At 56.0% G+C, this 26,753-nt stretch carries 27 protein-coding genes and 1 tRNA gene; 12 read left to right on the top strand and 16 right to left on the bottom strand.

Going from position 1 to position 26,753, the window contains the following annotated elements; all coding sequences use genetic code 11:
* From tmk to ACR0I1_RS05885, 3 genes are read right to left on the bottom strand one after another with little or no spacing between them, the layout of a single operon-like run.
* Nucleotides 1–633 carry a dTMP kinase gene (gene tmk, locus ACR0I1_RS05895; RefSeq protein WP_170663793.1) on the bottom strand — a complete coding sequence of 211 codons (633 nt, stop codon included), beginning with the start codon at nucleotides 631–633 and terminating at the stop codon, nucleotides 1–3.
* Nucleotides 630–1,796: a D-alanyl-D-alanine carboxypeptidase family protein gene (locus ACR0I1_RS05890; protein WP_170396992.1), complete on the bottom strand. Its 1,167-nt coding sequence runs from the start codon at nucleotides 1,794–1,796 to the stop codon at nucleotides 630–632. Before ACR0I1_RS05890 ends, tmk begins: the two co-directional genes overlap by 4 nt.
* A gap of 18 nt (nucleotides 1,797–1,814) precedes the next feature.
* Entirely contained in the window at nucleotides 1,815–3,128 is a 1,314-nt protein-coding gene (locus ACR0I1_RS05885; protein ID WP_170635360.1) for an SPOR domain-containing protein, read from the bottom strand.
* A gap of 204 nt (nucleotides 3,129–3,332) precedes the next feature.
* On the opposite strand from ACR0I1_RS05885, the gene ACR0I1_RS05880 reads away from it, so the two are divergent.
* A tRNA-Ser gene (locus tag ACR0I1_RS05880) sits at nucleotides 3,333–3,422 on the top strand.
* A gap of 375 nt (nucleotides 3,423–3,797) precedes the next feature.
* Here the strand turns inward: ACR0I1_RS05880 and ACR0I1_RS05875 are convergent.
* Genes ACR0I1_RS05875 through ACR0I1_RS05865 form a run of 3 tightly spaced genes read right to left on the bottom strand, consistent with a single transcriptional unit; the run spans nucleotide 3,798 to nucleotide 6,120 of the window.
* Nucleotides 3,798–5,477 carry a recombinase family protein gene (locus ACR0I1_RS05875; RefSeq protein ID WP_480705405.1) on the bottom strand — a complete coding sequence of 560 codons (1,680 nt, stop codon included), beginning with the start codon at nucleotides 5,475–5,477 and terminating at the stop codon, nucleotides 3,798–3,800.
* Complete coding sequence (locus tag ACR0I1_RS05870) at nucleotides 5,474–5,890, bottom strand: DUF2924 domain-containing protein (protein ID WP_480705403.1); 417 nt, start codon at nucleotides 5,888–5,890, stop codon at nucleotides 5,474–5,476. Before ACR0I1_RS05870 ends, ACR0I1_RS05875 begins: the two co-directional genes overlap by 4 nt.
* On the bottom strand, nucleotides 5,887–6,120 hold the full coding sequence (locus ACR0I1_RS05865) for a DUF3489 domain-containing protein (protein ID WP_170597081.1): 234 nt from the start codon (nucleotides 6,118–6,120) through the stop codon (nucleotides 5,887–5,889). Before ACR0I1_RS05865 ends, ACR0I1_RS05870 begins: the two co-directional genes overlap by 4 nt.
* 446 nt (nucleotides 6,121–6,566) lie before the next feature.
* On the opposite strand from ACR0I1_RS05865, the gene ACR0I1_RS05860 reads away from it, so the two are divergent.
* Genes ACR0I1_RS05860 through terL form a run of 3 tightly spaced genes read left to right on the top strand, consistent with a single transcriptional unit; the run spans nucleotide 6,567 to nucleotide 9,853 of the window.
* Complete coding sequence (locus ACR0I1_RS05860) at nucleotides 6,567–7,961, top strand: site-specific DNA-methyltransferase (protein WP_480705401.1); 1,395 nt, start codon at nucleotides 6,567–6,569, stop codon at nucleotides 7,959–7,961.
* Nucleotides 7,954–8,388 carry a DUF5681 domain-containing protein gene (locus ACR0I1_RS05855; RefSeq protein ID WP_170597082.1) on the top strand — a complete coding sequence of 145 codons (435 nt, stop codon included), beginning with the start codon at nucleotides 7,954–7,956 and terminating at the stop codon, nucleotides 8,386–8,388. The genes ACR0I1_RS05860 and ACR0I1_RS05855 overlap by 8 nt, the downstream gene beginning before the upstream one ends.
* On the top strand, nucleotides 8,375–9,853 hold the full coding sequence (gene terL, locus ACR0I1_RS05850) for a phage terminase large subunit (protein ID WP_480705399.1): 1,479 nt from the start codon (nucleotides 8,375–8,377) through the stop codon (nucleotides 9,851–9,853). Before ACR0I1_RS05855 ends, terL begins: the two co-directional genes overlap by 14 nt.
* A 324-nt stretch (nucleotides 9,854–10,177) precedes the next feature.
* Here the strand turns inward: terL and ACR0I1_RS05845 are convergent, their stop codons facing one another.
* From ACR0I1_RS05845 to ACR0I1_RS05825, 5 genes are read right to left on the bottom strand one after another with little or no spacing between them, the layout of a single operon-like run.
* Entirely contained in the window at nucleotides 10,178–10,723 is a 546-nt protein-coding gene (locus ACR0I1_RS05845) for a hypothetical protein (protein ID WP_480705397.1), read from the bottom strand.
* 51 nt (nucleotides 10,724–10,774) lie between these two features.
* A complete protein-coding gene (locus ACR0I1_RS05840) occupies nucleotides 10,775–12,115 on the bottom strand; it encodes an MmgE/PrpD family protein (RefSeq protein WP_480705395.1) in 1,341 nt (446 codons plus the stop codon).
* Complete coding sequence (locus ACR0I1_RS05835) at nucleotides 12,116–12,466, bottom strand: cupin domain-containing protein (RefSeq protein WP_480705393.1); 351 nt, start codon at nucleotides 12,464–12,466, stop codon at nucleotides 12,116–12,118.
* Entirely contained in the window at nucleotides 12,463–14,127 is a 1,665-nt protein-coding gene (locus tag ACR0I1_RS05830; protein ID WP_480705391.1) for a choline dehydrogenase, read from the bottom strand. Before ACR0I1_RS05830 ends, ACR0I1_RS05835 begins: the two co-directional genes overlap by 4 nt.
* Complete coding sequence (locus ACR0I1_RS05825; protein WP_480705389.1) at nucleotides 14,124–15,317, bottom strand: M24 family metallopeptidase; 1,194 nt, start codon at nucleotides 15,315–15,317, stop codon at nucleotides 14,124–14,126. Before ACR0I1_RS05825 ends, ACR0I1_RS05830 begins: the two co-directional genes overlap by 4 nt.
* Before the next feature lie 316 nt (nucleotides 15,318–15,633).
* Between ACR0I1_RS05825 and ACR0I1_RS05820 the strand changes: the two genes are divergently transcribed.
* Nucleotides 15,634–16,605: a LysR family transcriptional regulator gene (locus ACR0I1_RS05820; RefSeq protein WP_480705387.1), complete on the top strand. Its 972-nt coding sequence runs from the start codon at nucleotides 15,634–15,636 to the stop codon at nucleotides 16,603–16,605.
* Between the two features lie 178 nt (nucleotides 16,606–16,783).
* Here ACR0I1_RS05820 and ACR0I1_RS05815 read toward each other — a convergent pair whose 3' ends face one another.
* On the bottom strand, nucleotides 16,784–17,536 hold the full coding sequence (locus tag ACR0I1_RS05815) for an SDR family oxidoreductase (RefSeq protein WP_480705758.1): 753 nt from the start codon (nucleotides 17,534–17,536) through the stop codon (nucleotides 16,784–16,786).
* Between the two features lie 276 nt (nucleotides 17,537–17,812).
* Between ACR0I1_RS05815 and ACR0I1_RS05810 the strand changes: the two genes are divergently transcribed.
* From ACR0I1_RS05810 to ACR0I1_RS05800, 3 genes are read left to right on the top strand one after another with little or no spacing between them, the layout of a single operon-like run.
* Complete coding sequence (locus ACR0I1_RS05810; RefSeq protein ID WP_480705756.1) at nucleotides 17,813–18,244, top strand: carboxymuconolactone decarboxylase family protein; 432 nt, start codon at nucleotides 17,813–17,815, stop codon at nucleotides 18,242–18,244.
* A complete protein-coding gene (sigJ, locus tag ACR0I1_RS05805) occupies nucleotides 18,228–19,130 on the top strand; it encodes an RNA polymerase sigma factor SigJ (protein WP_170597091.1) in 903 nt (300 codons plus the stop codon). Before ACR0I1_RS05810 ends, sigJ begins: the two co-directional genes overlap by 17 nt.
* A gap of 22 nt (nucleotides 19,131–19,152) precedes the next feature.
* The gene (locus tag ACR0I1_RS05800) at nucleotides 19,153–19,629 is read left to right on the top strand and encodes a RidA family protein (protein WP_480459707.1); all 477 of its coding nucleotides are present in this window, start codon (nucleotides 19,153–19,155) and stop codon (nucleotides 19,627–19,629) included.
* 82 nt (nucleotides 19,630–19,711) lie between these two features.
* Here ACR0I1_RS05800 and ACR0I1_RS05795 read toward each other — a convergent pair whose 3' ends face one another.
* From ACR0I1_RS05795 to ACR0I1_RS05785, 3 genes are read right to left on the bottom strand one after another with little or no spacing between them, the layout of a single operon-like run.
* Nucleotides 19,712–20,152 (bottom strand): nuclear transport factor 2 family protein, encoded by a 441-nt coding sequence (locus ACR0I1_RS05795; RefSeq protein ID WP_170597092.1) that lies wholly within the window; start codon nucleotides 20,150–20,152, stop codon nucleotides 19,712–19,714.
* A 30-nt stretch (nucleotides 20,153–20,182) separates the two neighbouring features.
* Nucleotides 20,183–20,584: a nuclear transport factor 2 family protein gene (locus ACR0I1_RS05790; protein ID WP_480705385.1), complete on the bottom strand. Its 402-nt coding sequence runs from the start codon at nucleotides 20,582–20,584 to the stop codon at nucleotides 20,183–20,185.
* Nucleotides 20,585–20,596: 12 nt separating this feature from the next.
* Complete coding sequence (locus tag ACR0I1_RS05785) at nucleotides 20,597–21,130, bottom strand: peroxiredoxin-like family protein (protein WP_170597094.1); 534 nt, start codon at nucleotides 21,128–21,130, stop codon at nucleotides 20,597–20,599.
* Nucleotides 21,131–21,202: 72 nt separating this feature from the next.
* Here ACR0I1_RS05785 and ACR0I1_RS05780 point away from each other — a divergent pair, with 72 nt between their 5' ends.
* The 4 genes from ACR0I1_RS05780 to ACR0I1_RS05765 all read left to right on the top strand — a co-directional run bounded on the left by ACR0I1_RS05780 (nucleotide 21,203) and on the right by ACR0I1_RS05765 (nucleotide 25,776).
* On the top strand, nucleotides 21,203–21,808 hold the full coding sequence (locus ACR0I1_RS05780; RefSeq protein WP_480705383.1) for a TetR/AcrR family transcriptional regulator: 606 nt from the start codon (nucleotides 21,203–21,205) through the stop codon (nucleotides 21,806–21,808).
* A gap of 656 nt (nucleotides 21,809–22,464) precedes the next feature.
* Nucleotides 22,465–23,499: an amino acid ABC transporter substrate-binding protein gene (locus ACR0I1_RS05775; protein ID WP_170597095.1), complete on the top strand. Its 1,035-nt coding sequence runs from the start codon at nucleotides 22,465–22,467 to the stop codon at nucleotides 23,497–23,499.
* Nucleotides 23,500–23,573: 74 nt separating this feature from the next.
* Nucleotides 23,574–24,707: an ABC transporter permease subunit gene (locus ACR0I1_RS05770; protein WP_480705381.1), complete on the top strand. Its 1,134-nt coding sequence runs from the start codon at nucleotides 23,574–23,576 to the stop codon at nucleotides 24,705–24,707.
* A 1-nt stretch (nucleotide 24,708) separates the two neighbouring features.
* Nucleotides 24,709–25,776, top strand: coding sequence for an amino acid ABC transporter permease (locus ACR0I1_RS05765; RefSeq protein WP_170597097.1), 1,068 nt, complete (start codon nucleotides 24,709–24,711; stop codon nucleotides 25,774–25,776).
* Between the two features lie 82 nt (nucleotides 25,777–25,858).
* Here ACR0I1_RS05765 and ACR0I1_RS05760 read toward each other — a convergent pair whose 3' ends face one another.
* Nucleotides 25,859–26,743, bottom strand: coding sequence for an MBL fold metallo-hydrolase (locus tag ACR0I1_RS05760; RefSeq protein ID WP_170597098.1), 885 nt, complete (start codon nucleotides 26,741–26,743; stop codon nucleotides 25,859–25,861).
* Between the last annotated feature and the right edge of the window lie 10 nt (nucleotides 26,744–26,753).

The raw sequence follows: 26,753 nt of genomic DNA, 5'->3' as shown, positions 1-26,753 counted from the left end.
TCAGCTCAATTGCAGGGACGTCATGACAATATCTGTCACATCCCGCGCAACGCTGTCCATGTCCCGATTGCCGTCGACCACGTGGAAACGGTCAGAGAATTCATGGGCCAGACCCAGAAAACCTGCCCGCATCTGTTGTTGAAGCTCCAAACCGAAATCTTCGAACCGTTCTTCGGTGCCCTGTCGACCTTTGGCGCGCAACAGGCCGGTTTCCGGGTCCATATCGATCAGCAAGGTCATATCTGGCTCTCGCCGGATCATCAAGCTGTGCAACTGATCCACCAAACCCCGCAGATCGCCGCGCGACAGACCTTGATACATCCGGGTACTGTCGGCAAAGCGATCGCAGATCACAACCTTGCCCTCTGCCAACGCGGGTTCAATCGTGCGCTCAAGATGATCGCGCCGGGCGGCGGTGAACAGCAGGATCTCGGTCTCGGCCGACCAGCGGTCCGGATCACCCTGCAGCACAAGGCTGCGAATTTCTTCTGCCCCGTCCGATCCGCCGGGCTCGCGCGTCAGAACGACGTCGCGGCCTTGATGCCGCAAGTGCTCGGCCAGCAGGCGCGCCTGCGTGGACTTGCCTGATCCGTCAATGCCTTCGAAGGTCAGAAACGTTCCGCGCGCTGTCACATTTGCTCCAGCGGAGTGTTGATCACTTCTTTCAGAACGATGCCACCCACGGTCAACATACGCACGACAAACCCGCCCAAGGGAACATCCTTTTCCGCAACCAGCGGGCGGCGGATTTCGGGCAATCCCTCGGGTTGGATCACAAGCTCGGCCAATTGCTGGCCTTTGCTGACCGGTGCGTTGATAGGGCCGTCATAAACAACCTCGGCCTTGATGTCCTTGTCGCCCAAAACGGGGAACAGCAAGGTCAGATCACCCTCGGGCACCAATCCCACAGTCTTTTCCGCCCCCATCCAAAGCTTGGCCTGGGCTACCGGTTCTTCTGATTTGGCAACTGTCCTCTCGACAAAATTTCGAAACGACCAGTTAACCACGGCCTCAGCCTCCTCTGCGCGCTTGGCAGTGCTGTCGAGCCCTGAAAGAACAAAGACAACCCGTCGGTCGCCTTGTTTTGCAGAACCGACCAAACCATATCCTGCCTCTTGGGTATGGCCAGTCTTGAGGCCATCGGCCCCGATATCAAGCTTCAGCAGCGGATTGCGGTTTCGCGCGTTCGAGGGCGCTCGGCCATCGAATTCGAACTCTTCTTCGGCAAACAGCGGATAGTACTCGGGGAAATCGGTGATCAGCCGGTCGGCCAGAACTGCCAGATCGTGCACTGACATCATGTGCCCAGCAGCAGGCCAGCCGTTGGAATTGGCAAAGTTCGAGTTGTTCATGCCCATCTGCTGCGCCCGCTGAGTCATGAAACGGGCGAATCCGGCTTCGCTTCCGTCGGGGCTGAGCGCTTCGGCGATCACGACACAGGCGTCATTGCCCGAAAGCACGATGATCCCGCGCAAAAGATCCTCGACCCGGACACGATCCTGCGTGTTCAGGAACATGGTCGAGCCGCCATAGCTCATTGCATGTTCCGAGACGGGCAAAGTTTCGTCCAGCGTCAAACGGCCATCGCGCAAGGCCTCAAACGCCACATAAAGCGTCATGAGTTTCGACATGGACGCTGGAGGCAGAGGCTGATCGGCGTCTTTAGACAACAGCACAGTGCCGGTTTTCTGGTCCATCACATAAGCCGCACGCGCGGTGGTGTCGAAGGCATGGGCGGGCAGTGCCAACAGCGCCAACCCGAGGGCCAGTGTGGTGGATCGCAAAGCGGAAAGCATCATGGGCCTCCTTTTTGATCAGTTCTTTGCCGTGAAAGCATCGGTAAACCCAAGGTCTTTCACATCGTTCAACATCGCCCGACGTTCCGCGCGGGTTGCAACGGGTCCAACCAAAACGCGCCAGACCGACTTGTCCTCGCTTTTCAGTTCCATGACTTCGGCAGCCATGCCATTGCGCCGGATCTTGTCCGCCGCGCTCTTGGCGTTGGATTCTACGCTGAATGTGCCCGCCTGAACAAAAGGTTTTGCCAACCCACTTGTCGTCGCAGCACTCGCCGTCGCTGGTGCCGCCGCCGTTGGTTCAGAGGCCTCGATGGCCGCTGCCGCTCCGGCAATCGGGTCCAGAGGCGTTTCGGTGATTGCGTTAGGGTCTTTCTTTTGCCACCACTTGCGCTTGGCCGGTTTTTCAGCCGGTGCCGTCAGTTCGGGATCCGACAATGCTGCCGTCTGTGTTTCTGACGAAGGGGATTCGGTCTCGGCAGCCGCTGCGGTTGCTGCGCCAGCTGCAGCGACTGCAGTCTCGTCGCTTGGCTTTTTCTGCCACCATTTGCGTTTGGCCGGTTTCTCTGGGGCTGGGGCCTCATTCGCGGCCAATTCACTGGTCGGGGCTTCTGCATTGGTCGGGGCTTCTGCACTGGGCGCATCTTCATTCGACGATGCAGCAACGGCAGCCCCAGCAACGACCGCAGCTCCGGTCGCTGCTTCGGTGCTTGGCTTTTTCTGCCACCATTTCCGCTTTTGAGGCTTTTCAGCAGCGCCCGTTTCCGACGCTTCTGCGGTTTCGGTTGTTTCCGAACTCTCTGCACTATCTGTCTCTTCGGCAGGTTCCGCGGCGACAGGTGCAGGGGGTTCTTCAATAGCCTCACGTCGCAACGCGACAACCTGCACCCTGGTTGGAGCACCAGCCAGCATTCCCAATTGCTCGGCAGCGGATGACGAGACCTGCAGCGCGGGTCCCGGCAAATTCCGCTCACGGCGGAACAGGGCACCCGTTACCGATTTGTTGTTGGCTGTATTCTTGATTAGCACCCGCTCGGGTTGAGTCACATCAGGGTGCGCCACCCAGATACCACCCAGCGATGGCCGCCCGTCCCACAACCCTGCTTCGGTGACCTGAAAAACCTCGGGGGCTTCAACATCGCGCTGATTGGTCGCGGCAGCCTCGGGGAACAGTTCGAACCGGTTTGTGTTGTCCGCATCTTCGGCGGCCGTATCCTCAGGCGGGTCCTCTGTTGTAAGTAGCCCTTCTTCGCATCCAGCCAATGCTGCCATGGTCACGACCAAAATTGCCAGCCGTTGTGGCCCAAAGCGTGTGCCCGTAGCTCGCTCCATTTTCTCAATCCCTTGCCTGACAAGGCCATTCCGGCCGCGCCCCACCGCGTCATTGCTGGTTCTTGTTGCCAGTCTTGTGCGGTCTTTCCCGCAGATCATAGCGCGGGCATCGGGCCATGGAAAGACTGCTACATTCGCTTCGGCAAGATTTCCCGCTTTATGGCTTGCCACCGCGCTCAACTCGTCATAGACCCAGCCTCACGCGGGGAGGTGGCAGAGTGGTCGAATGCGGCGGTCTTGAAAACCGTTGAACGTGAGAGCGTTCCCAGGGTTCGAATCCCTGTCTCCCCGCCACTCATACCCGTCTCACTTCAGTTGTGTTTTCTGACCCGGAATTGTGTCGCAATTCCCGCGAGTAAGCGCATGCGCTTTCAATCAGAGACGAAGCAGACCGTACACTCAGAGTGCAATTCAGGCCCAAGTCTCAGTGACGCATTTTGGCGGGGTCGCTTTGGACTGGGTTTCCCTGATAACCTGCAATTTACAGGGAATTTTCGCAAAACAGGTCTGGAACCCGGCATTTCAGATGTCACAACTCTATTTTTTCCAATGGCTTAAGTTGCAAATTCCCTAAAACGTGAAACAGGGAATTTTTTTGTGGGAACAGGGAAATGTTTATTCGGATCAGGGAGGCCGAACCCTGTATCAGGGACGCCGGATCTGGAGGTGTCAGAAGCCGAATAGGCGCTCCTGTTCAGCCCAATCAAGTGGATGGGTCACGCTGACAAGACGCTTGAGTGTGAGTTCGGGCGGCTGGGTGCCGTCGAGAATCGCGGCCTGAATCTTTGGTGAGAGAAAGGCGAGCTGGGCGCGTGTGCGGATGAAGGCGCCGGGGAGGTTTTCCTGCCGCGCAATTTCCATCAGTTGCATCCCGGCTTTCAGATCACGGGCCCAGCCATGGGCACGGATCAGCATGGACCGGAGGTGAGGATCGGGTTGGGGTGCCATGTCTCCGGCGATGACCTTGGCCTCGACGCCGCGGCGGCGCAGATCGAAGGGTGCGGTGATGTGTGTGAGATCCGGGTGCAGTTGGTCAGCAGTGATGCCAAGTGCGCTTGCCAGAGTCTCGGGATTCAGTTCGAGGTCGATCTGTCCTCGCGCAATTATACCGTTGGCCAGGATATCTGCGCCAAACAGATCGCCCTGGCCTTGACGCCGGATCACTAAGTCCGCAACTAAAGTCTGCACTGCCTCGGCTGATCCGGCCTCCGGCTGCGCCAGTACCCGGTGCGCGACGGCGGCGTCTTGCAGATGTCTGACGATGACATCAATGACCGCGTTTTCCAGCGCCGGTCCGGGCAGTCGCCAGCCGCAAGTATCCTTGCCGCCCGAGGTCAATCTATTGGAGACATAGTAGCGCAACCGTCTGCCTTTGCGCGTGGTGTGGGTTGGCGTCAACCGATCACCTGTCTCATCCCTCAGACGACCCGTGAGCCAGGCGCCGGGGTCATTGGTACGTTGGCGCTCATTGGGTGTAGGGTCTGCACGGGATCGCCGCGAGGCTTGGCGCATTTTCTCCTGCACCCGGTCCCAGATGTCCTGGTCGATGATCGCCGGATGTTGTCCGTTCCAGATCTTATCCTTGTGGCGGATTTTACCGAGATAGACCGGGTTGCGCAGCAGATAGTAGATCTGGCCGCGTGACAGCGTACAATCTCCCTTCACGCTTCCATCTTCCCGAACTACCCGTTTTGACCGCAGCCCTTCTGCTGTTGCCCGTTCTTCTACTTTGCGCAGGCACCCCAGTTCCCCATAAAGACCAAAGAGAAGCCGGACGGTTCCGGCCTCCTTCTCATTCACCACCAGCGTTCTTGCCTTCGGATCGGGGTGGCGGTCGTAACCAAGGGGCAGGTTACCACCCATCCAGAGCCCTTTTTTCTTGGAGGCGGCAATCTTGTCACGAATACGTTCCGCAGTGACTTCCCGTTCGAACTGGGCAAAGGACAACTGCACATTGAGGGTCAGCCGGCCCATGGACGATGAGGTGTTGAAGGCCTGTGTAACCGAGACAAAAGAACAGTTCGCCTTTTCCAACCGTTCGACCAGCTTGGAGAAATCGGCGAGCGATCGGGTCAGCCGGTCGATCTTGTAAACCACAACCATGTCGATACGCCCGGCATCGATCTCTTCAAGAAGACGCTGAAGGGCAGGGCGCTCTAGGGTGCCGCCCGAAAGGCCACCGTCATCGTAGCGGACTGGCAATAAGGTCCAGCCTTCATTTCGCTGGCTGGCGATATAGGCTGCGCAGGCCTCATATTGCACGTCCAGGGAATTAAAGTCCTGATCCAGACCATCTTCTGAGGACTTGCGCGTGTATATGGCGCATCGGATTTTGCGGCGCGGGCTCATTTGGCCCCCTTGCTGGTGAGCCCAAAGAAACGCGGCCCTGACCAATGCGCGCCGGTAATCTCTCGGGCGATGGCGGAGAGCGAGCGATAGGACCGACCGTTCCAAGTGAAGCCGTTCCCTGTCACATCGACCATATGGGTCACGCCATTCCACTCGCGCAGCAAGCGCCCGCCGGGTTTTAGGGTAGGACAGGCAGGCCGGGGCTTCTTCTCAGCGCCCTTGTCCAGCGAGGCTTTGACCTGCCGGGGTAGCCCGCCATGACGGCGGGACTGCATCTCAAAGGCGATAAAACGGCGCAGGAAGGGTTGGCTGAGCATGGCCGGGGCGGGTTGATCAAACAGTTGTTGCCAAATCGTGACCAGATCCGATCGACCCATGGCGACGAGATCGGCGACATCGCTAGTCGTGGTCATGACTCTTCTCCTGTTCCCACCGTCAGGTGATATGTGGAAGACCCATGTGGTTTGTCGGATGCGCGTCGTTCTATCGTGACGCCGCTTTTCTTTCGCAGGCCGCTCAACGCGGCTCGAACCGAATGGGGCTGCCACCCTGTTGCTTTGCAGAGCGCCTCCAGGCTGGCGCCACTTGGGCGACGCAACAAAGCTTGTAACTTTTCAATCTTGGTTTGTTTGGAATTGGACATGTACTGTCTCCTCTGATTTTGGGTCAGCGAGATGCTGAGCCCCGGTACCGAGGAGCGCCCGAATGGCTCGGGCGTAGGACCAGTGATGCGTGGTTTGCAGTAATAGTCCAGCGCTTTCTGGAGCAGTCTCAGGAGGGGGGTGTATTGTAGGGTGTTGCTGCCGTACCCTCGATTATTCGTCAACAATCTTAATTGGTTACTTTTGGTTTTGGGGTTGCGTCTCGTATTGATGGCGCCTACATGTAGCACAATCGCCCGGACTATCAGGGCGGGAAACTGCTCCCGCAGGCAACACTCATTGGAAACACAGGTTTCCGCAGAGAGCATTCGAAGGGGCAACGAACCGGATCGATTGGTCCGGAGAGTTGTTAATCGTGCTCTCTCCGAATTCCCAACACGATCCTTTCTTGTCGACGCTAAAGAGCGTCAAATGAAAGGAGGCGGCTATGCCGGCTAAGAAACCACAGAGCGACGCCAAGGCGTCCAACACGCCGATCTGGATGGCAGAAAAAGTCATCCAATCTCAGATCAGCAAGATCAAACCCTACGCCAACAACAACCGCGTGCACGCGGCCAAGAACATTGACAAGCTGAAGGCGTCGGTGGCCCAGTTTGGCTTTGTCACCCCGATCCTGTTGGATGGTTCGGGCACAATCATCGCGGGTCATGGCCGCTATGAAGCCGCCAAGGCTCTGGGATTGATGTCCGTTCCAACTGTTGTCGCGGATCACGTGTCAGACGCAGAAGTGCGCGCTCTGCGCATTGCGGATAACAAGCTGGCGGAATTGTCGGACTGGAACGAAGCGGCCCTCCAGATTGAGTTTGCCGAGCTGATGGATCTCAGCCTTGATGGCGAGCTGGATTTTGATCTGGGTATCACCGGGTTCGAAACGCCGGAGATTGAAATCATCATCGACGGCGCAGACGAGGCCACGGAGACTGAAGCAGAAACTGTTGAGACGCCGGACCCTGCGGCACCCCTAATCACTCAGCCGGGCGACCTCTGGGTTCTTGGAGATCATCTCATCTTCTGCGGGGATGCCATGCAAGCCCAGAGCTACGACACCTTGCTGGATGGCGAGACCCCGCAGATGGTCTTCACCGATCCTCCTTATAACGTGCCGGTCAATGGGCATGTCCGCTGTGGCACCGGTGGCGATCATCGCGAGTTTGCCATGGCGTCAGGGGAAATGTCGGACAGCGAGTTCCGCGGCTTTCTTGCAGACGTTATCACCCGGGTGTTTGGCCGTCTGACTGACGGGGGTATTGCGATGATCTGCATGGACTGGCGTCATATTGAAGAGTTGATTGCGGGGGGCAAGGCAGGTGGATTGGAACTCATCAATCTCTGTGTCTGGAATAAGACCAACGGAGGCATGGGCAGCCTTTACCGGTCCAAGCACGAGCTGGTTTGCATCTTCAAGAAGCCCGGTGCGCCGCATGTCAACAATGTCGAACTGGGAAAACATGGTCGCAACCGGACCAATGTCTGGGACCATGCCGGTGTGAACAGCTTTGGGTCAGGGCGCGAGGCGGATCTTGCTGATCATCCCACGGTGAAGCCGACAGCTTTGGTGGCAGACGCCATCATGGATGTGAGTCATCGCGGCGATGTTGTGCTGGACGCCTTTGGCGGGTCCGGCGCGACATTGCTGGCAGCTGAGAAAACCGGGCGCCGGGCGCGGCTTATTGAGCTCGACCCGGCCTATGTCGATGTCGCCATTCGCCGCTGGCAGGAGATGACCGGTGAGAGCGCCGTGCATTCGGTGACAGGCCAGACGTTCGATGCGCTTTCTGCGGCCAGCGACACCACTTCTGCTCAGGAGGTGGGTCATGTCTGACGATACGAAAGACTACGAGGTGGGTTACGGTAAACCGCCCAAAGCGACCCAATTCAAAAAAGGCCGCTCTGGCAATCCGAATGGACGACCAAAAGGTGCCAAAGGGGTGAATGCCAGTCTGAAACGCGAGCTGGAAGCCAAAATCACCGTCCGTGAAGGCAGCCACGAAACTCGGATTTCCAAGGCGGAGGCAATTGCCAAGCGGCTCACGGCTGGCGCGTTGAAGGGCGACACGAAATTGCTGATGGCGCTTCTCAAGGTCGACGCCGATCTGTTCGGCGGGACAGATGATGGAAGCGAACAGGCTAGCGCTGCTTTGAATGGGCCGGAGACAGTTGATTATGATATCCTCCGGGATTTCTTTTCCAGCCAACTGAACAGTGACGGCGGTCCTGAAGATGGGGAGGTGGATGATGTCAGCTCCTGATCCCAAAATGGTCCGGCAAGCCGCGCGCGAGATTTGCCGGGACAATTTCTTTCCCTTCGTGTGGCGCGTGTTTGACACGCTGCACCCAGGGACCGACCGCAGCTTTGATCCGGCCTGGCATGTGCGTGCCATGTGCCATGAGTTGGACAACGTTCGCGTCGGCGAGAACAAGCGATTGATCATCAACATCCCGCCGCGGTGCCTGAACTCCGTAACAGTGGCTGTTGCGTATGTTGCCTATCTTCTTGGGCATAACCCCAGCGCCAAAATCATTGTTGCCAGCTACGGGCTGGATCTGGCGCGCAAGCATTCCGAAGATTGTCGACGGATCATGTCTGCGCGCTGGTACCGGGAAATGTTCCCTGAAACTGTCTTGGCTAAAAAGGGCAACACCTCAGAAGAAATCCGCACCACAAAGGGAGGCAGCCGAAAGGCTGTCTCCATCGGCAGTTCTGTGACTGGACATGGCGCTGATTACATCATCATCGATGACCTGCTGAAAGCCGGAGATGCGGGCTCCGAGGCCGAACTGATCAAGGCGCAGGAGTTCATTGAGGGGACCTTGCTATCGCGCTTTGACAACCCGGCTGAGGGGCGTGTGGTTATGGTTGCACAGCGGTTGCACGAGATGGACCCGCCGGGCCACCTGCTGGAACGCGGGACCTATCGGCACCTAAATCTGCCTGCCATCGCCGAAGACCATGAGACGGTGCCTCTTGGGCATGGAAAGGTCATGCACCGCAAACCGGGTGATCTCCTGTGCCCGTCGCGCCTGGACCAGAACACGCTGGATACCAAGCGTCGTGAAATGGGCGCAGCCGTGTTCAATTGCCAGTATCAGCAGAACCCCATTGCTCCAGACGGGTCACCCCTGCGCTGGGAGTGGTTTGGCACCTATGAGATCCTCGAAGATCGTCGCTGGTTCCAACTGGTCGTTCAAAGCTGGGATACAGGCATGTCTGCGGATCCCCGGTCCGACTTCTCGGTCTGTACAACATGGGGGTTCCGCGAAAATGCGTGGTACCTTGTCGACGTCTGGCGTGGGCAGGTGGACTACCCGGACCTGAAAGCTAAGGCGCTGCAGCTTGTCGGCCGTTGGGATCCCGATCGTGTTCTGATCGAGGATGCTGCCTCAGGCAAACCGCTATTGGACGAGCTGTTTCGTGATGACCGTCGGCGATACGAACGCATTAAACCCGACAAAGACAAGGATACCCGGTTCCAGTCCGCTTGCGGCCATGTCGAAGAGGGCAAGGTGTATCTGCCTGTAGACGCGCCCTGGCTGCGGACTTTCAAGCGGGAGCTGCAGTCCTTTCCACGCGGGCGCAAAGACGATCAGGTCGACAGCTTTGCCCATTTTCTGAACTGGTCCAAGGGACTAGGCTTCTACCGGGCGCTGGGTCGCGATCACCAGATCAACATCGAACGTCGGGAGCGTAACCGCGAGAGGGTTAGGCGACGGTAGAACAGAAATCAAAGTTCGAGGCCGATAGTCGGCCCTGAACCGCCCAGCGAAACCTTGGCCATTGGGCCCAAAAGGGCGAGGAGCGGTCATTCGCCGTGCTTGTCGCCAACGTCCGCAATGCAGAGTTGCTGTTCAAAGTAAATCAACGACTAAATGCTCTGAGACTGAACACATGGCCGATACCGGTTTCACCATCACCAAATATGTCTTCATCGCTGTGAATGCGGCGGACAAACGGATTGCGCATTCACACGCGGGTCTCCGGCATCAAGGGAAGGACGTCGACCAAGGTAATCTTCATCGTGCCACTTCTGTTTACCAGATTTAGTTGAACTCTGTCATATCCACCTTACGACGGGCCATGGCATGGAAATTCTCCATGGTGAACTCCACCTCCTCACCGGTGGTCCATTCAAAAAGAGAGCGTTGGACCTGCGTCAATGGGCCCTCGTAAACATGGATGGCCAAGCTTTGCTCATCGTCTGCCGTGATCGCGTGGATCGCATCAGGACCAAGGCGCACGACGTCACCCGCCCTGACAAATCTGTTGCCGCCATGGCGCATTTTGCCGGGTTCGCGCTTGTACAGCACCTCGACCTCGGCGCCACGATAAACGGCGATGTGCACCCCCATGCAATGTTCGTGAGGGGCGAAAACCACATCCGAATTGTAGCGACACGTCCAGATCGAACAGGTTTCATCCTCGAACACCATCACCTCGTCTTCGTCCAATTTGGCGATGGCATCAGCTAGATCTTCATTGCTCGACTGGCTGTCTTGCAGCACTGTACGAATGGCCGCGGTGCGGTCTGGAGACGCGGCAGCCTCGCGGATGGTCCCGGCAAGTTCTTCCAAAATCTGCTTCTCCATATGACTACTCCCCATCAACCATTTGTCCGTTGCTACCATCCAAAACGAACTTCATTCGCCGGGCTCGCCTAATTGCGACCGCTGCAGCAGCTCCATCAGGTTAGATGGTGAAGTGGCTTCGCCGGGATTGGACAGAATATTTGAAATGTTTTTGCGTGCTTCTACATCAAGGACAGGCTCGGCATAATTATCCAGTTTTTCGATAAGTTCCTGATCGGAGAGAGGTGCGTCATGGTTCCCCCGTGCGGCCTTGAAGTCGGAACCCAGTCGGCTGCCGTCTTTTAACGTCAGTGTCACACGTGCATAGCGCTCGGCCGGAAAGGCTGAATTGCATCTGTCGTCCTCTTCCAAGATCACCATGTCGACGAGACGCCAGATTTCCGGTTGATCATAGTGGTCCGGCAACAAGTGATCAGGTTGGATCGTGCCAAATCGTAGAGCAAGCGCCACCGCAAGCGGCAGGCTGTACTGAGCAGCATCGCTGTCTTCGGGGCGACGTGTCGCCAGTTTTGTTGCTTCATGGAAGGTTGGCACCGTGATCTTTGTGATCTCGTCTCGTGGAATGTCATGTTCGCGCAGGACGGATAGGATCGCCTCGACCGGCGGATGTGCCCATCGGCAAACCGGGTAAGCTTTGAAATTGCTTTCAAGGATCCGCCAGTTTACGCCGAGGTCGCTCCAGGTGGCGTCGACTTCGGCAGCCTCAACAGTCATGGCAGGTGCCCCTGTAAACCCGTCTTCGGCCAGATCTGCGGCGGAAAGGCCGGTCAGAGCCCCCCAGGAACTGCTATCCTTGACCATGGTAGGGTGCTCAATACAGCGCATCATTGGAGCACGGGGACCATAGTATTCGGCAATACCCAGTGCCTGCCGGGTCTGCTCTTGGGACAGCCTCCGCAGACGGCTGGCAATGGCGGCGCAGCGGAGCGCGTTCCAGGCCCCGGATGAGTGATAGTCAGGCGCAGTTGCGTGCAGGGAAAGACCGGCACGAATTGCGATTTCCTGACCCACGACGAGATGGCAAAGCAACTCGTCCATGGTACACGCGGCATTGCTCAATTCGGCAAAAAGCGCGGGTACCAGTGCAACGCTTGCATGCCCTTTGCAAAGCTGGTGGCCGTCATGGGCATCCAGCGCATCAACCGTCGCCGCCCCGGAAAAGGCAAAGCCTACTGAGTTCACTGGGCGACCGTCGAAGGGCATCGGCAACGTGCCGGGATAGCGTTTGGCTGCGTGGTTCCGTGCGATCCGGCTGGCATCGGTCATCGCCCCGGCGGCCCAGACCGCCAGCGTGTCGACGAGACAACGGCGCGCCATATGAAGCACCTCCGGGGGGATCTGCGCCGGAGTCAGATCGTGGATGAAGCCGGTGATATTGATGGGCGATGTCACTTAGCGATCCTGCCAACGAACCTGCGCGGCCCGCTTCGCGGCGGACATGAAGGTGTCGTGATACATGTAACTGTTGCAGATAGGATCTGAGATCACCCATGAGGCACTCGCACCGGCCTGAACCGTCAAGGTATCGCCTGCCTGAATATCAACCGCTTCACCATCCGCGAAGGTTAGGACAGCGGCACCTTTGAGCACATACATGGTTACCGTGCGATCATAGTCATAGCTGAAGGCCGGATCGGCGCATTCCCAAATCTCCCAGCCATCAATCTTGCGCTTGGTGTCTTCGGTCGCCTTTCGGCGTTTGAAATGGGTTGAATCCAGCAGACGCTCGGTGAGTCGTGTCATGTTCGGTCTCCAGTCAGACGGCGCGGTGATAGGGCACCGTTTCCGGGGGGCAAAGGTTGTCGGCCAAGGATCATGTCAGCCGCTTTTTCAGCGATCATGAATGTGGCAGCGTTGATATTGGCGCTTGGCACGGCGGGGATGACAGAGGCATCAACGATGCGCAGCCCATCGATACCGCGGAATTTGAGCTCAAGATCAACCACGGCGCGCGGGTCGCCAGTGGGCCCCATGCGTGCAGTACCACAAGGGTGATAGGCGGACGACGCATCTTCCCGGATGAACTCATCCCAGTCTGCATCGGTTTTGACTTGGTTGCCGGGCAGATCTTCGCGGACGTGGAAATCCTTGAACGCGTCCTGTGCCAACACCTCGCGGCCGAGTTTCAGACCTTTGCGCATGACAAACCAGTCGTGATCGGTCGCCAGATAGTTGGGATCAATTAGTGGTGCGTCATTGGGGTTGTTTGTCGCTAACCGAACAGTGCCCCGGCTTTCTGGCCGCATGGGGCCAGCACCAAGGCGGTACCCGTTCTTGGCCGGATCCGGAATCCAGTTCGGCCCGAACAGGATCGGGAAGAAGTGGAACTGGATATCCGGGTGTGTCGTTTCAGGTGTGGAGCGCAAGAAAGCCCCAACATGGCATTGGTTCACCGCTGCCACGCCGCCTTTCCAACCAAACCATTGGATACCGGCCCAAAGCATGAGATGTGGTTTAAGATACTTGTTCAGCGAAACAGGTTTGTCGGTTTCGACCTGTACATGGGCCTCTAGGTGGTCATGCAGGTTCTCGCCCACCATCGGTGCGTTGAAGACAACGGGTACATTGCGGTCGCGAAGATGCGCCTCGGGGCCAATGCCGGACAGCATCAGAATTTGAGGCGTGCCAAAGGCACCAGCAGAAAGGATGACCTCTCTATTGGCGCGCACGGTCTGGTTCTTTCGCCCTTTTGAGAACTCCACCCCTACCGCGCGGCTTTTTTCTACCAGCACCCTCAGCACCTTGGCGCCGGTCGTGACCGTCAGGTTTTCACGCTTGGCTTGCGTATGCAGATAGGCGCGGGCCGAGGTGCTGCGATATCCCCCTTCGACGGACATTTCAAACCGGCTGACGCCTTCCTGGGAATAGCCATTCACATCTTTGGTAAGCGCATGACCTGCCTGCTGCCCAGCCTCAAGAAAGGCGGTGTTCAGTGGATTCAGATCCTCCATGGGCTGCGCTTTGACCCCGACCATGCCAGCATTGTTACGGTATTCGTTGGCCGAACCGTCGCGGCGCTCGGATTTCTTGAAATAGGGCAGGCAGTCGGCAAAGGACCAACCGTCGCACCCCTCGACCTCGGCCCAATCGTCATAATCCCGCGGGTTGCCACGCAGGAACGTCATGCCATTTATCGCGGACGACCCGCCAAGCGCCTTGCCTCGGGGCTGGTCGATCTCGCGGTTGTTTAGATGCTTTTGCGGCGTAGTCTTGAACCAGTAATTGTATTTGCTGGTCGGCTTGAAGGCTGATCGTAGCCCGGCAGGCATTTGCAGAATCCAATTGCGATCATCGCCCCCATGTTCCAACAGCAGCACCGAATAAGTGCCGCCTTCGGTAAGCCGATGCGCCAGCACACAGCCCGCCGTGCCTGCGCCGACAATGACGTAATCATAGCTGCTCACAGGTAGTCGTCCTCGAACGGGCAATCTGTCAGGGGCACGGGGCCGTTCTTGGTGATCAGTACTGGTTGTTCCAGCTTCACGCCCTCGTCCCCGCCCACCGGGCCGATATAGCTTTCGACACAGACGCACATACCCTCCTGGAAGGTGCCCGAATATTGCCAGGTCTCGTGGTCTTCAGGGTAATAGATTACCGGGTACTCCACGCCGAAGCCAATGCCGTGGATCATTTCGGCATAGCGGTTGGGTACATAGATGTCGTGCATCTTCCAGCTCAGCTCGCCGAACTCTTCAAAGGTCATGCCGGGACGCAGCAACGCCATGTTGTGCTCCATCTGCTCATAGGCATGCGCATAAAGCACCCGCTGTTCGTCAGTCGGTTTGCGGTCTCCAATGACAAAGGCGCGGGTCTGGTCGGCAAAGACGCCATCCGGCCCGATCAGATCGCTGTCGAACACCAACATCTCACCGTTTTCGATCTTTTTGTCGGTGGATTCGGTGAACCACGGGTTGGTGTGGTGGCCCGAGGCTAACAACCGGGTTTCCTGATACTCGCCCCCGTGGCGCATATTGTATTCGTTCATTTTGGCCAGAAGAAAGTTCTCGGTCACGCCGGGTTCGGCAAAGCTGCGCATATAGGCGATCGCATCTGTGCAGACTTGCATTGAGTTCTTGATGATCGCGACCTCGTCCATCGACTTGATGGAACGTGCCATTTCCATCGGGCCTTTTGCATCCTTCATCTTGATGCCGCGATGCTGAAGCGCGAGCATCGGCAACAGGTCAGCCCGGTCGATACCCAGCGTCGCCCCGCGCCCGCAGGCCCGATGCAGCAGGTCGACAATCTCGTCTGCCCATTTGTTCGCGTGTTCCTCGGCACGATGCCCCGACCCGAAATAGTCCCAGCTTTTCGCGGGGCGTGTTTCCTGGATTGTCTCCAGATCGTCGGACAGGTGCTTGGCACCACCATAATCGAACAGAACCACAGGCCCCTCGATCGGCACAAAAACGTATCGGGACATGTGATGCGAGGTCCAGACCTGCATGTTGCGGCAACCGGTGGCGTAGCGGAGATTGAGAGGATCGAACAGTACCGCCGCATCCATCTTGAACTGGGCCAGCAACTCGCGTGTTCGGTTCAGGCGATAGGCGCGCACGCGCTTCTCGTCAATGATGTTGGGTAGATCCAGCATAGGGTCCTCGCAGCTTGGGACTATTCCATATTGCGTCAGGATTTGTGGTTAAATCAAACAAAACAATCTTAATAAGTGAGTAAGGAAAATAATTTCACAGGACGCCGCTTGAACGCTTGATCGCAATGTATTCGAACTTCGTGTATCGCGCGGAGGGCACACGTCTCTGCACCAAATCAACCAGACCCCCCTCGTACAGTGCCCAAGCAGCAGAAGCTAACGATCGATTGAAAAGGCACCAATCACGAGCATAAATTACCTTCTGTCCTGGCCTCCCCAATTCGACGGCACGTTCAAGTGCTTGGCCAGGTTGATCATGAGACGAAACATCTACTACAGGTTCAATTTGTTCAGGCATGCCCTTCCTTCCAGATTTTTCTCGCCAAGCGTGGCTAATTTCAGTAAATCAGGCAAACGAAACAACCTTAACATCTTATGTCGGATTTACTTAATCATGCCCCCTGCGCTTGATCTTGATCTCATCAAAACATTTCTAACTGTGGTCGACGCAAAGGGTTTCAAACCTGCCGCCATACAATTGAACAAGACCCCAGCGGCCATCAGTCAGCAGATCAAACGCCTCGAAGAAATTCTTGGAAAACGTGTGCTGGAGCGCAGCAATCAAGGCATCTCACTAACTTCAGCCGGAGAGGTGCTCAGGGCAAAGGGGCTGAGACTGATGTCGCTCAACTATGAGCTGCTTGGGGAGTTGCGGCAGGATGAATTGGCTGGGCCTCTCAAGTTCGGTGCGCCGACCGATTATGCGCCAACCTTGCTACAAAAGCTGTTGCCGATCTTTCAGCGCGAATTCCCAAGAGTGTCCCCGAGCATCGTTCTTGAGCCAAGCAGATCACTTCGGCCGAAAGTCGCCTCTGGGGTTCTGGACATGGCCATTGTGGCTCGAGAACCTGATAGTGAAGAAGGCCATGAGCTCTGGTCCGAAGAAATCACATGGTTTGGGTCTTCGAAGAGTGAAAACGGAAAAGCTCGCTGCGGTCTGCTAACCACTGACTGCGTCCTGAGAGACGGTGCGCTGCGCGATCTGAGGGATGGGCGCTATGCTCATGAGCTGGTTCTTGAAGCTGCTACCGTTGCGTCCTTACGGGATGCGGTTGAAGTAGAGTTCTGCCGAGCGTTTCTTCCAGCTTCTGTTGCCGAAGGGTTCTCCCGGGCACAATCGACTGAACCCAGTTCCACATTGCAGTTGACTTTCTGCTTGATCGCCGGACCACGGTTTGACGAGGGCACCGCCGTGCAGATGGCCAGGAAGTTTCGAAAGGTAATGTAAGCGGACATACGGCGTCGTATGAACGAATGTCTGGAATATGCCGTCATCACACTTCCCAACAAGCTGACTTATCGGCAGCTTTTTCCGCCAAGCGGTCATTGTGCGGATTTTGCAGAACGTCGGCTCTTGGAACTGATCAGACATCGATTCAACTCGAACCAATGTCTGCTCTTTGCCTTCAGAACTTGCTGATGGAGTTGCCCCCATCGACAAGCATCGCACTTCCGGTAACAAATGAGGCGCCGTCCGACAGAAGAAACTGAGCTGCTGCGGCGACTTCGGAGGGTTCAGCCATGCGCTTGAGCGCATGAAGCCCCCTGACAACCTCATGGAAAGAGGCGTCTTCACCTGCCATAGGGGTCATCGTTCCACCGGGAAGAAGTGCATTGACTCTGATGCCCTCGGAGCCATGTTCAGCTGCCAGGACTTGTGTCATGCCGATCAAGCCTGCCTTCGCAGCAGCGTAGGCTCCCATTCCCGGAAGACCAATAGTGTGCCCGACAAATGACGACGTAAACACAATAGAACCACCACCTCTCTTGCGCAGCGCTGGAACCTGAAACTTTGCAGCAAAAAAACCACTGTTCAGGTTAACAGCTATCACTTTGTGCCAGTTGTCACTTCCCATATCTGGAATAGACTCCATGTCGCCAGTGGTGCCGGCGTTGTTGAATGCTCCGTCTAAGCCACCAAAACTCTTTTCCGACAATTCAACGAGCGCACAAGCGTAAGCCTCGTCCGTGACATCGCCCGCAAGCGAAACAGCGTTGCCGTTGCCTTGCCTTATTTGCCCAACAATCTCATCCAGTTGAGCTTTACGACGCGCGCCCAGAACAACGTTTGCTCCGCTCTTGGCAAAGAGAAAAGCTGCAGCAGCGCCGATCCCGCTGCTGGCACCAGTGATGATGATGGTTTTGTTTTCGAGTTTCATTGCCATGCCTTTCCTTAATTGCATGACACTCCACTAAGGTGGCGACGAACTGTTCTTCGACCCGATTCATGCGCATGCCCAACTGGCAGAAATGAAAGCGCAAAATTCGGGTCGGCACGATGACAGAAAGATTTACGCTTTATTGCTACAAGCGAGTTGTATGCAAAAAAATCATTTTAGAACAAAGCTCTAAGAAAATTCACTGATGGGCGCGTCACAAAAGCCGACCGACAATCGTCACTAGTGCATAGGATAGTCAAACAAAGGAAAGTGACGATGAGTACTTCAACTACGACTCAATATGAACAGACGATCCCCGACGTACTCCAGACGATGGCCAGCGTGCATCAGGTGCTCGACAACCATGGCCTTGATCTGAAAGTCCGCCACCTCGTTCAACTTCGGGCATCTCAGATTAATCGCTGCGGTTTCTGCATCAAAATGCACACGAAAGAGGCTCGGCAAAACGGCGAGACCAGCGAACGTCTGGACAGGGTAATTGCCTGGGACCAGGTGAGTGATTTCACCGACGCAGAGAAAGCGGCGCTGGAATGGACAGAGGCTTTGACAAGCCTGCACTTGAAATCAGACCTTGCGGCCATGCGCGCACGTTTGAGCAGGCATTTTGCCGACGCTGAGATCGGAGCGCTGACTGCCGAAATCGCCATGATCAATCTGTGGAACCGGATAAATGTATCAAAGCACTGAACTCACAAAGTCGGAACTTGATGCTTTCGAAAGCATGCGTCCAAGACTGTCGGGCCTCGCTTACAGAATTCTGGGGTCTCTAAGCGATGCTCAGGATGCGGTGCAAGACACGTTTCTCAAATGGGCGGGCACGAACCGTGCGGCGATTGAGAATCCAAGTGGTTGGCTTGTCACCGCTTGCACTCGGCGCTGCCTCGACATGCGACGCTCGGGCGACCGGGCACGCATGAACTACGTGGGGGCCTGGCTGCCGGAACCGATTCAGATTTCCAGCGAGAATGATGCAGAGAAGGAAGCGGAGTTAACATCCAGTCTCTCGATGGCTTTTCTGATCATGCTTGAACGGTTAACCCCGAAGGAGCGTGCGGCTTTCCTGCTTCACGACATTTTCGAAATGTCTCATGCCGCCGTCGCGGAAACACTAGAAACCTCTGAAGTTAGCAGCAGAAAGCTGGTATCTCGGGCGCGTGGAAACGTCGGCCGAGCGGTTACTCGCCACAAGGCATCCCCAGAGCGACAGATGGCTTTCCTGACGGCGTTCAAGGCGGCCGTTACGGAAGGTCGGATCGACAAACTTTCCCAGATGCTGGCCGCAGATGCTCGTCTGAGCGCAGATGGCGGCGGCAAGGTGCCGGCAATCCTCGAAGCGATTGAAGGCGCTACGCCACTCTGCAATTTCGTCTCCTCTAACCTGCACCGATACTGGGTCGATCACGAATGGGTGCTTGTCAATCTTAACGGCATGCACGGTGCCTTGATAAAACTCGGGAAAACGACAACGGCGGCGCTCTCTTTTGCGTTCGACGACGAGGAGAAGGTTCAAGAAATCTACATCGTCCGAAACCCAGACAAACTCACCCATCTCGACGTGGTTCATATCCAATGATCCGCATAATCGGAGAATAGTTATGCGAAACGTTATCCAAGCCATTGGAGCCATTACGATGTTCACATTTTCAACCAACCCGGGTTTGGCCGGTGAAATTCAAACCATCAATCCGTCGTCGCTCTATGATCCTGTGCCAAACGGATACAGTCACGCGATGACTTCAAACGGTCTTGTTTTCATTGCGGGTCAAGGCGGTGAGAACCAAAAAGGCAACCTCGCACCTGATTTCGAGATGCAGGTCGCCCAAGCCTACCAGAACCTTGCCATAGCGCTTGCGGCTGCCGGGGCGGGTCCCGAGCAAGTGGTCAAACTCACTACCTACGTTGTTGATCACGATCAGACGAAATTGGCGGCGTTAACACGTCAACTCAAGTTGGTCTTCGGAGGCCATCTGCCGACGCAAACGTTAGTGCCGGTACCAAGGCTTGCCCTCGACGGAATGTTGTTCGAGGTCGATGCCATCGCCGTTCTGGATTCCGGCAACGTCCAGCGCTGATTTGTCCAGTCGCTATTGAAATTGTTGGGAGGCACCCACGCAGGTGCCTCCCTGATCAAGCGAATGGCTCGTGCCTCAGGTCTCAGTTGTCCTCAGGAGCATGCTGATGCCACATGTCGGTAATGATTTCCCAACCATCGTCTTCCGGACGTAAGACAAACAGGTAGGTGCCTGTTGCATCCATACCGACGGCTTCGATTTTTGCCTCAACGAACCCGATCATCACCGCCAAGGTCTCGTCGTCCGAGACGTAAACGTGGTCAATCGTGTGGGTGACGTCGCCTTTATTGGCGGTGACGAATTCGAACAACTCACGAGGACCTTCCAAACCCTGACGAACAGGTTTGCCCTGTTCGATCCAAAGCGTGTCTTCGGAATAGAGCGACACCAGGCCAGGCGCGTCGTGATTGGCGGCGAAGGCGTTGAACTGGTCGTTAACAGCGCTCAGGCTGGAGGCTGTGTCATCTGCAACGACGACACCGGTCGATAGCAGGACAGCCATAATGGGGGTCATCATACGCATAATGCGTTCCTTTTTTTTGATGGGGAGGTGTCAGGAAATCGGATCTGGGTCAGGGCGCGCGAAGATCACCTCTCGCGTGACCTGCCAGCGGTCGTCTTCGAAAATCAGATCGATGCTGAGCTCAAGCGCTTTGCGTGCATCGCCGATTGGCACGCGTCGGGTGATCAGGACATGTCCTTGGTCTCCATTGGCTTCAACAGCGTTGAACCGGGCCCATTTGTGATCATCCGGGTTTGTGTCTTTGACCGAGCTGGCCATCAGAGCCATGAAGCTGGGTTTGTCAAAACGTGCCAATTCGCCGCTGATGTCCAGCATCAGGATTTGTATGTCTTGGTGATAGATGCGGTCCAGACCGCTGGTATCGCCGTGGATCGCGACATTCATCAGGTCCTCAACCGCGGCGCGCACGCCTGTTTCTGTTCTGTCTGCCATTTCAGTTCTCCTTCAGGCGTGGCTGCCGTTGACTGGGAAGTCGCCCGACAACCCCCGCAGGAATCGGATACCCATCACAAGGCTGGTCAGGCTGGGTCGGGCAAAGGGGACGTTCGAGATGTCGACGATTTGCAATACGCCTTGACCGTTGATGACGAACAGACCGGGCTCGGCAAATGGCCCCTCGACATCCATACCGTTGCGCGGGCCAGAGATGTACAGACCCAGCGCCTGCATCTGCGCAACGCTCAGGCCATAGCCAACATCGAATACCGGTGAGACATCTTGCATTTGTGCCGTGGCACGCTCTGCGCTATCGGCTGAGACCACCAGCACATCGACACCTAAATCGTTCAGGTCAGGGAGCGCGCTGTTCAATTCTCTCAAGTAGATCGTGCAAAGCGGGCAGTGTTTGCCGCGATAGACGACGGTCAACATCCAGTCGTACCCGTCCCGGGGTGCGGACAGGCTTCGAGTGTTACCGCCAAGCACAGGTATATTGATCGTCGGAAATGCCTTTCCGACGGCAGGTTTAGGGCTGGTCATGAGGAGCCTTTCTTGTTATATATTGATTGATACATAATTATCGCAGCAACGCGAGAGTCAAGGAATTATATATTGACCGTTACAAAAAAAATTGGTCGACCGAGAAACTTCGACTATGACGAAGCCCTTATGCAGGCGATGTCGGTCTTCTGGACCAAGGGTTATGACGGGGCGTCTCTGCGTGATCTGACGCAGGCGATGGGGATCACTGGGCCAAGCCTTTATGCGGCCTTTGGTGATAAGCGAGAGCTGTATCTCAAAACCATCGACCTCTACGCCGACGTGGATGGCTGCGCCCCCGTGGTGGCCTTCGAGACCGAGGAAGATATTACTAAAGCCATCAAGGGGTTTCTGTCCGAAGTGGTGCACTATGCCACTGAGCATGAAAGCGGCGCGAAAGGGTGCTTTTTGGCCTCAAGCGTGGTCACGACGGTCGGGCAGGTCGAAGGCGTGGCCGAACGCATTGAGGCGGCGATTGAAGATACCGAGAAACGCCTTGCCGCTCGGTTCGACCGGGAGATCGAAAAGGGGACCTTGCCCGCAGATTTTCCGTCTCGTGAACGGGCCGCGCTTCTTTATGACCTGAGGCAAGGCTACATGTTCCGAGGGCGCGCTGGTTGGAGTGGCGAACGCATGCAACAAGACCTCGATTCCAGAGTTCAGATGCTGCTGTCTTAATGCCGATCAGTTCTAAAGCCTCCTCTGCTGAAACATTGACCTATTGGGACTTGGACTGAAAAGTTGAATGCTTCTCAGCGCGTTTTTTGCGAACCGAGAACGGCGCATAAAGGGGGGTGCACCTTCACAAAGTTGAGCTCGATAAAGGCCCCCACTTAAGTCGACCGCCAATTTATGTTGAGCAATAACTGTAATTTCGCTCCACCGTCGTCTGTCGAGCTAGCGATGAATTTGGGTAAGATCAGCATCGGTCTTAGCTTGTATTGAACTCAACCGCCTTGGCGTTCATTTGGTGAACCTGAACGCATCGTGTTTGGGTATCCGTACTCCGGTTATGCGCCGAAACAACGGTGAAATTGGGTTTGGATTTGCAATTGCCTCAATTGTCTGTCCTTCAACCCGTTATTTTAGCGAAGTATTCTGGATTCTGAAGTACTTGCTGTTTTTCGAGCGTGATTGGCTTTTCTTGCAGTAACTCGAAGCAAGCTAAGAAATGAATACCAACCAAATGCACAGAATTTGAGCGAGAATTCTCTGCTCTCTGACCCCAATGGAGGGTTCCACAGTCGAGACTGTTGACTCGTTGCGACAAGTTGTACATTCTCTATATCAATACGTATGTGCTGAAATACAGAACAACAGTGGAGTGAAGAAAAATGCATGTCAAAGGTGTAGTGGCAAGTTTAGCTGTTGCCGCGGGGTTCGCTTTCCCAAGTTTGGCACTTGCGGAAAGCCCGACCATCAAAGCAATCCAGGAGCGTGGCAAAATGCTTTGCTCAGGTCACAACGGCTCATATTTTGGTTTTGTCGAAGTGAATGACAAAAATGAGTGGAAAGGCTTGGACATTGACCTTTGCCGAGCGATGACCACCGCGCTGCTGGGTGATCCTGGCAAGGCGCAGATTGTTCCTTTGAGTTGGGCTCAGCGTTTCCCTGCGCTGCAATCGGGTGATGTTGATATCATTATAAAGGCAACCGGCTGGACTATGGGTCGCGACACTGAACTTGGGCTGCAATTCTCGATCCCATACTTCTTTGGCGGTGCGCAATTCATGGCGCATGGAAATTTGGGCATCACCGAAGCCAAAGACTTGGAAGGCGGTACGATTTGTGTTGAGGCGGGTACGACTATTGAGCGCATCGCTGCTAACTACCTTGAGAGCCTTGGAGTAGAGCACACGATGGTGAGCTACGAAAAAGCATCGGAACTACGCGCGGCTTATCTGGCCAACAGATGCGATAGCTTCGTCGCCTGGGGCCCGTTCCTGGCCGTTCTGCGCGCCACCGAGATTGAAAATCCAGATGCGCACGTGATCTTAAACGATCAACTTTCGAATGAACCGATCTCAGCCGCGATGCGTCAGGGCGACGAGGACTTTGTCGACTTTACCAACTGGATGCTGGCCGCTCTGCTGATTGCCGAAGAAGAAGGCATTACATCGGAGAATGTCGAAGAAATGGCATTAAACCCGCCGAACCCCAAAATTGCGCGTCTGCTGGGTGCGGAGCCGGGCATGGGTGAGCGTCTAGGCATCCGTGACACATGGGCGAAAGAGATGATCGCAGCCGTCGGTAACTATGGTGAGATTTACCACCGAAACCTTGGTGACAACAGCCCGTATAGGCTGGAACGCGGTCTGAACAATCTCTGGAGCCACGGCGGTGTTCTGTATGCTCCACAGCTTGACTAAGAGGTAACTTAGACACGGGGCCGCGTGGTATTGCGGCCCCGCATTCCCCCCCAAAAATCAGAAGATTAAAAGCCATGGACGCATCCGAACTGAAGGCGCGCGCCAACAGGCGCAAATTGATCATCCAAAGCGCACTGATCGTGTTTTCTGCGCTGGTCGTCATCAGCGCCATCCAAAGTGCCAAGATCAATCTGAATGCTTTGGGGCTGGCAAGTGGTTTTGGGTTCCTCGAGCGGTCTACCGGTTGGTCCTATTCGTTTTCGCTGATAGACCGGGATATCAATGACAGCTATGCTCGGACCCTGACGATCGGGTTCCTGAACACTGTTTTCTTAGGCTTTCTGACGATTGTGCTTTCCACTGTCTTTGGGTTTCTCATCGGGACGTTTCGCGACGCGCGGAACCCGGCGCTGAAAACCGCTGCGACAGTCTATATCCAAACATTCCGGAACATTCCGCTGATCCTGCAGGGCATCTTTTGGTACGCCGTTGTGATCCACCTGCCGGGACCAAGGCAGGCGATGAATCTGTGCGAAGCGATTTTCCTGTCAAACCGCGGGTTGATGATCCCGCTGCTGAACGTGTCTCTGACCGTCGTTCTTGTCATGGTATTGGTCCTGATCGCGGCGGCATTTTTTCTGTCGAGGATGAAGATCAGCCTTGCCAAAATTGCGCTGGCGCTGATCGGTCTTGGCTTTTTCATGGTTCTTATCGCAACCGGCCTGACAGTTCCGGCGGGTGAGGGGGCAATCTCCTGGCCCGCGCTCAAGGGCCTGCGGTTTGAGGGCGGTTTGACGATTTCACCCGAACTACTGGTGATGATCATCGCCATTACGCTATATGGCTCTGCCTATATCGCTGAGGTTGTACGTGGTGGCCTTGCCGAAGTGCCCAAGGGGCTAATTGAGGCCGGTGAGGCGCTGGGGCTAACCCAGCGTGCGATCTGGGCGCGGATCAAGATGCCCATGGCGCTGCGGACGATTATACCGCCGCTTGGAAACCAGTGGATTTTCATCATGAAAGCCACAACCATCGGTGTCGCCATCGGGTTCTCTGACCTGTTCTACATCGTCTCTACCTCAATCACGCAGTCCGGGCAGACACTGGAACTGATTGCTATCCTCATGGGCGCGTTCCTGCTGGTCAATTTCTCGATTGCTCAGTTCATCAACTGGCTGAACGAAAGCCTCAAACTGAAGGCGCATTGATATGGCTGACGCGGTAGTTACCAATAATTTCGACTGGGAGAAAATCCGCCGCCGTTCGTTCGCCACGCCGACGGATTCGGTCATCACAGTTGTTGTATTTGCGGGCCTCGCTTGGTTGGTCTGGCAAGCGCTCAGCTGGGGGGTCTTCCACGCGGTGTGGAGCGCAGACAATGTCGAAGAATGCGGCCATGGCGGTGCGTGCTGGTCGGTTATCGACGCCCGGCATCGGCTGATCCTGTTTGGTCTTTATCCGTATGATGAACACTGGCGTTCAGCGTTAGCTTGTTTGTCGATTGTTGGCACGGTTATTATCTCGTGCTTTCCCTGGACCTGGACGGCCAAGCGCCTGTCGACCATTTGGATAGTGGGTTTCGCCATCTACTACCTGCTGATGGAGGGCAGTCTGCTGGGCTTGCCGCAGGTCACCACGGATCAATGGGGCGGTCTGGCGCTGACGCTGTTTCTGTTCTCAAGTGTTGTTCTGATCGGGATGCCAATGGGGCTGGGCCTTGCGCTGATGCGCAGGTCCGAGATGCCCGTTGTGCGCGGCTTTGCCTCGTTGGTGATCGACATTATCCGCTCTCTGCCGCTGCTGACGACACTTTTCACAGCCGCGGTAGTCATCCCGATCCTGCTGCCAAGTTGGCTGGAAGGGGATAAAATCTGGCGCGTGATTATTGCGTTTGGCCTGTTCTTCGCCTGCTATCAGGCGGAAGTGTTACGCGGTGGGTTTCAGGCCATCCCCAAGGGTCAGTTCGAAGCGGGCAAGGCGCTGGGTCTGACATATTGGCAGATTTTGGGGCGCATTGTTCTGCCGCAGGTGTTCCGTCACGCGCTGCCGGCAACGGTCAACAACGTTGTTGTGACCTTCAAGGAAACTGCGATCGTGATCATCATCGGGTTCTTTGATGTGCTCGCCTCGGCCAATGCGGCCTTCGGAACGGGCGAATGGGCGCCTTATTATATCGAGGTATTGGCCTTTGTCGCCGCGATCTACTGGGTGTTCCTGTTCGGCCTTGGCCAATACGGAGAATACCTCAAGCGGCGCATGAAAGTTGCAGAGCGGTAATCTCCCCGTCTTCCTTCACCGCGTCTGCAAAACCGCCCATCTTGAAACAGATGGGCGGTTTGTTCTTTGCATGTTCAGTTGCTTATAATTTATTGATAGGTGTCTTGAGCATCATGTTCCCATCTTTGTCCTCGGGCACCTCACCGGCCCGCATGTTCACCTGAAGCGAGGGCAGGATGAGTTTTGGAACGGCCAGCTGCGCGTCGCGTTCCGTGCGGAACTTGATGAATTCTTCTCGCGATTTGCCGCCGCCAACATGGATGTTCTTGGCCTTCTGCTCGCCAATGGTGGTTTCCCACGCAATCGCTCGCCCTCCGGGGCCGTAATCATGGCAGATGAAAAGCCGCATCTCGTCGGGCAGCGAAAGAACCCGCTGGATCGAGTCGTAAAGCTGCCCGGCATCGCCGCCGGGGAAATCGGCGCGCGCTGACCCTCCGTCCGGCATGAATAATGTGTCTCCGACAAAAACGGCGTTACCGATTACATGGACCATGCAGGCCGGTGTGTGACCCGGTGTGTGCAGCGCAAAGCAGGACATACCGCCCAGCTGATACGCCCCGCCATCCGCAAAAAGCGCATCAAACTGCGAGCCGTCGCGCTTAAACTCTGTCCCTTCGTTGAAGATCTTGCCAAACGTGTCCTGAACGGTCTGTACATGCTCGCCTATGCCGATCTCGCCGCCCAACCCCTGCTGCAGGTAAGGCGCGGCTGACAGGTGGTCGGCATGGACGTGTGTTTCGATGATCCATTCAAGGGTCAGATCGTTCTCGCGAATGTAAGCAATGACCTGATCGGCGCTTTCAAAGGTTAGGCGACCGGCCGCAAGGTCAAACTCCATCACCGGATCGACAATGGCACAGGCCGTCGAGTCAGGGTCGCGCACGACATAGGTGATCGTGTTGGACCCCGGATCAAAGAAACCGGTAACTTCCGGTTTTTGCGACAGATTGACCGATGGGATCGTCATAGAGCACCTC

The organism is Ruegeria sp. B11, assembly GCF_056539785.1.
This window is presented reverse-complemented; position numbering and strand designations above follow the sequence as displayed.